Source organism: Micromonospora sp. DT233 (genome assembly GCF_049841815.1).
Classification (GTDB): domain Bacteria; phylum Actinomycetota; class Actinomycetes; order Mycobacteriales; family Micromonosporaceae; genus Micromonospora.
The window spans coordinates 1-5,096 of the sequence record NZ_JBNCLB010000029.1; the positions used below are offsets into that span (position 1 = coordinate 1).

The 5,096-nt window shown below is 73.1% G+C and carries 2 protein-coding genes; both read left to right on the top strand.

From position 1 onward, the window contains the following. Positions 1 to 20 precede the first annotated feature (20 nt). Complete coding sequence (locus tag ACLQ2V_RS28010) at positions 21 to 4,910, top strand: SDR family NAD(P)-dependent oxidoreductase (RefSeq protein ID WP_425721690.1); 4,890 nt, start codon at positions 21 to 23, stop codon at positions 4,908 to 4,910. Positions 4,911 to 4,937: 27 nt separating this feature from the next. Then, on the top strand, positions 4,938 to 5,096 hold a 159-nt coding region (locus ACLQ2V_RS28015), incomplete at its 3' end, for a polyketide synthase docking domain-containing protein (RefSeq protein WP_425721692.1).

The window sequence follows — 5,096 nt, forward strand, 5'->3', positions numbered from 1 at the left end:
GTGGTGTCCATGCGCATCGGGTGGTGCTGCTGGGAGAGACGCTGGACGACTTCACCACCCAGCTCGACACCGCGATCGCCGGTGGACCGCTGCCGGATGGCGTCGTACCGGGAACGGCCGGCGACGCCGGGAAGATCGCCTTCGTCTTCCCCGGTCAGGGTTCGCAGTGGGCCCGGATGGCCGTGGAGCTCATGGACACCTCACCGGTCTTCCAGGAGAGCCTGCGCGAGTGCGAGGCGGCGCTTGCCCCGTACGTGGAATGGTCCTTGATCGCCGTCCTGCGGCGGGAGGAGGAGTGGAGCCAGGTCGACGTCGTCCAGCCCGCGCTCTTCGCCGTCATGGTCTCCCTCGCTGCGGTGTGGCGCTCGCTCGGCGTCGAGCCGGCGGCGGTGGTGGGCCACTCCCAGGGCGAGATCGCGGCCGCCTGCGTGGCCGGAGCGCTGACTCTTCCGGACGCCGCCAAGGTCGTGGCGCTGCGCAGCCGCGCCCTACGCCGCCTGGCCGGCGGGGGCGGGATGCTGTCGGTGCCGCTGAGCGCCGCCGACGTCGCCGAGCGGATCGGTGAGTTCGGTGACCGGCTGACCGTCGCGGCCGTCAACGGGCCGCAGTCGACGGTCGTCGCGGGGGAGAGCGCGGCGATCGAGGAACTGCTGGCCGGGTACCAGCAAGGTGATGTTCAGGCCCGCCGGATCCCGGTCGACTACGCCTCGCACAGCGCGCAGGTCGAAATCCTGCGCGACGAGATCCGCGAGATGCTCGCCGACATCCGGCCGCAGCCGGCGCGGATCGCGCTCTACTCGACGCTCACCGGTGAGCGTCTCGCCGACACCACCCGGCTGGACGCCGACTACTGGTACCGCAACCTGCGCGGGACCGTCCGCTTCGAGCAGACGATCGGTGCGCTCGTCGCCGACGGGCACCGGTGCTTCGTCGAGAGCAGCGCGCATCCGGTGCTGACCCTGGGCGTGCGGGAGACGCTGGAGCAGGCCGACGTGCCGGGCGTCGTCACCGGGACGTTGCGGCGCCATGAGGGCGGATGGGGTCGCTTCCTGATGTCGGCGGCGCAGATCTGGACCCGAGGTGTTGACGTGGACTGGACCGCGCCGCCGGCCATGGCTGGCGCCCGTCGCATCGAACTGCCGCCGTACGCCTTCCAGCGTCGACGCTTCTGGATCAGTGCGGACCGTCCCGCCGACGTGGCCGCCGCCGGCCTCACGAACGCCGGGCACGCCCTGCTCGGCGCCACGGTCGCCCTCGCCGAGGGCGGTGCCACGGCGTTCACCGCGAGGCTGTCTCCGAGCGGGCAGGCCTGGCTGGCCGACCACCGGATCGGGGATCAGATCCTGTTCCCCGGTACGGCCTACGTCGACCTCGCGTTGCACGCCGCCGACCGCCTCGGCCTCGCCGGCGTCGACGAACTGCTGATCGAGGCCCCGCTCCTGCTGCCCGATCGGGGTGCCGTGGAGTTCCAGCTCCTCGTCGCGCCCCCAGGCTCCGACGGGAGCCGGGCGTTCACCGCGCACGCCCGCGCCGACACGACCCAGCCCTGGACCCGGCACGCCACCGGCACCCTGGGCGACGGCGCCACCGAGCCGATGGACGGACCGGCCTCCTGGCCGCCGGAAGCCGAACCCGTCGACGTCTCCGCCGGCTACGAGCTGCTCGCCGCCCGGGGCCTGCGATACGGTCCCGCCTTCCGGGGACTCACCGCGGCCTGGCGCTCGGGCGTGGACGCCTTCGCCGAGGTGGTCCTCGACGACGAGATCACCGAACGCGGCTTCGGGCTGCACCCGGCGCTGCTCGACGCCGCGCTGCACAGCCTGATGTTGCTGGGCGACGACGGCGTACGGCTGCCGTTCTCCTGGACCGGGGTGCGCCTGTACGCCGTCGCGGCCCGCACCCTGCATGTGCGCCTGCGCTCGACCGGCACCGACGCGGTGGCGATCAGCGCGACCGACCCGGCCGGCCTCCCGGTGTTCACCGCCGAGCTCTCGGTGCGCACCGTCGAGCCAGGGCGCCTGCGGTCCGCCGTACCCGCTGGCCTGTTCGCCGTCGACTGGGCGCCGGTCGTCGCTGCAAAGCCGGGGACCGAGCCATGGGCGCTGCTCGGCGCTGACCGGTACGGGCTCGCGTCGGCGCTGCGGCGCTCGGGGGCCACGGTCCGGGTGTATGACGACGTCACGCAGCTGCGTGGATCCGGAGAGCCGGAACCGCGGTTTGTCCTGGTCTGCCGCGCCCCGTCCGAGGACCCGGCCACCGGTCTACGTACCGGCACCCGCGACGCTCTCGCACTGGCGCGCCAGTGGCTGGACGGCGCGCCGGACGACCGGTCGATCCTGGTGTTCGTCACCTGCGGCGCCGTCGACGCGCAGCCGGGCGACGCGGTGCCCCACCCCGCGGACGCCGCCGTCTGGGGCCTGGTCCGCTCGGCGCAGGCCGAGCATCCGGGCCGGTTCGCCCTTCTCGACCTGGACGGGCAGGAGGACTCGGTCAACGCGGTCGCGCGGATCCTCCGGGACAACGAGCCCCAGATAGCCGTGCGGCACGGCGCCGGCTACGTCCCGCGCCTGGCACGGGCGGACGCCGGCGACATTCTTCAGCCGCCCGCCGACGGTTCGCTCTGGCGCCTGGCACTGACCGCGCCCGGTGCCGTCGACGGTCTGTCGTTGCAGGCCAGCGACGACGGCTCCATGCCGCTGCGTCCCGGCGAGGTTCGGATCGCGGTATGCGCCACCGGCCTGAACTTCCGCGACGTGCTCCTCGCCCTGGGCATGGTGCCCTCCGACGAGCGGCCCGCCGCCGGCGAGGCCTCGGGCGTCGTGGTGGAGATCGGCTCCGGAGTGAGCGGCCTGGTGCCCGGTGACCGGGTGATGGGCCTGATGCGTTCCGGTATCGGCCCGTTGGCGGTCACCGACGAGCGGTTGGTGACCAGGGCGCCGGCCGGCCTGACCTTCGCCGAGTCGGCCGCGATCCCGATCGCCTTCCTCACCGCCTACTACGGCCTCTTCGACCTCGCAGGGCTGCGCGGCGGCGAGTCCCTGCTGGTCCACGCCGCCACAGGTGGGGTCGGCATGGCGGCGGTCCAGCTGGCGCGGCACCGTGGCGCCGAGGTGTACGCCACGGCTGGCCCCGCGAAGTGGGCCACCCTGCGGGGCCAGGGTGTCGCGGCCGAGCGCATCGCCAGCTCGCGGTCCCTCGACTTCGAGCCCCGCCTGCGCGCCGCCTCGGGTGGTGGCGTCGACGTGGTGCTCAACTCGTTGGCGAACGAGTACGTCGACGCCTCTCTGCGGTTGCTGCGCGACGGCGGCCGGTTCCTCGAGATGGGCAAGACCGACAAGCGTGATCCGGCCGAGGTCTCCGCCGCGCACCCGGGTGTCAGCTACCGGATCTACGACCTGCTCGATGCCGGCCCCGACCGCATCCAGGAGATGCTCGCCGAGCTCCGGGAGATGTTCGACGCCGGCTCGCTGCGCCCGGTGCCGGTCACCGCGTGGGACATTGCGCACGCGCGCCAGGCCATCCGGTACTTCAGCCAGACCCGGCACATCGGCAAGATCATCATGACCCTGCCCCGGCCTTTGGCGGACGAGGGCACGGTTCTGATCACCGGCGGCACCGGTGTGCTGGGCGGCTCCGTCGCCCGGCACCTGGCCACCCAGCACAAGGTCCGGCATCTGGTGCTGGCCGGCCGCCGGGGTGCCGAGGCCGAAGGCGCCCGGGAACTGGCCGACGAGCTGGGCTCGCTCGGAGCGGAGGTGACGTTCGCGGCCTGCGACGTCGGTGACCGCGCCTCGATCGCGGCGATGCTCGCCGCCGTTCCCGCCGATCACCCGCTGACCGCAGTCGTCCACGCGGCCGGCGTGCTCGACGACGGCGTGCTCACCTCGCTGACCGAGGATCAACTTGCCACCGTGCTGCGTCCCAAGGCCGAGGCCGCCTGGCACTTGCACGAGCTGACCCGGAACGAGGACCTGTCCGCCTTCGTCGTGTTCTCCTCGGCGGCCGGCACGCTCGGCAATCCCGGGCAGGGCAACTACGCGGCCGCCAACGCCTTCCTCGACGCGCTCTGCGCCCACCGCCGGGCGCGCGGGCTCCCCGCGACGTCCATCGCGTGGGGATTGTGGGAGCGCGCCAGCGCCATGACCGGTCACCTCGGCCGGGCGGACCTGGCCCGGCTCACCCGCTCCGGCACCGCCCCGATCATGGAAGCGCAGGGTCTGGCCATGCTGGACGCCGCGTGGGAGCTGAACCGCCCGCTGGTCGTGGCCATGAACTTGGACGCCGCAGCGATGCGCCAGGAGCGCGGAGAACTGCCTCCGTTGCTGAGCGCACTCGACCGGACAAAGGAGGCCCGCCGCCGGGCCGGCACCGGACGCCCGGCCGGGGACGACACCTGGGCGCGGCGACTGGGCCGGATGTCGGAGGAGGAACGGTTGCCCGCGGTGCTGGCCCTGGTGCTCGGCGAGGCCGCCGCGATCCTCGGGCACGGCAACACCGCAGCGGTCGATCCGGGGCAGCCCTTCAAGGAGCTCGGCTTCGACTCGCTGACCGCGGTCGAGCTGCGCAACCGGCTCGGCTCGGCGACCGGCCTGCGTCTCTCCGCGACCGCCGTCTTCGACCATCCGACCGCGGCGGCGCTCGCCGCCCACGTGCTCGCCGAGCTGTCTCCCGCGCCGGCGGATCCGGCCGCCGAGGTCCTCGCGGCCCTGGACCGCATCGAGGCGTCGCTGGCCGGGACCGCATGGGGTGAGCAGGAGCAGGCGCGGCTCACTGCCCGGCTCGACGCCCTGTCGTGGAAATGGGCCGGTGAGCAGGCCCGGGATCAACCGCGGGCCACGGCTGACGACCTCAGCACGGCCACCGACGCCGAACTGTTCGCCGCGCTCGACGACGAGATCGGACTCTCCTGAATGGATGCCATTATGAATAACGAGGACATGCTCCGCGACTACCTCAAGCGAGCGACGGCCAACCTCCTCCAGGCCCGGGATCGAGTCCGGGATCTCGAGGGCCGCGACCACGAGCCGATCGCGGTGGTGGGTATGAGTTGTCGTCTGCCGGGTGGGGTGCGTAGTCCGGAGGATTTTTGGGAGTTG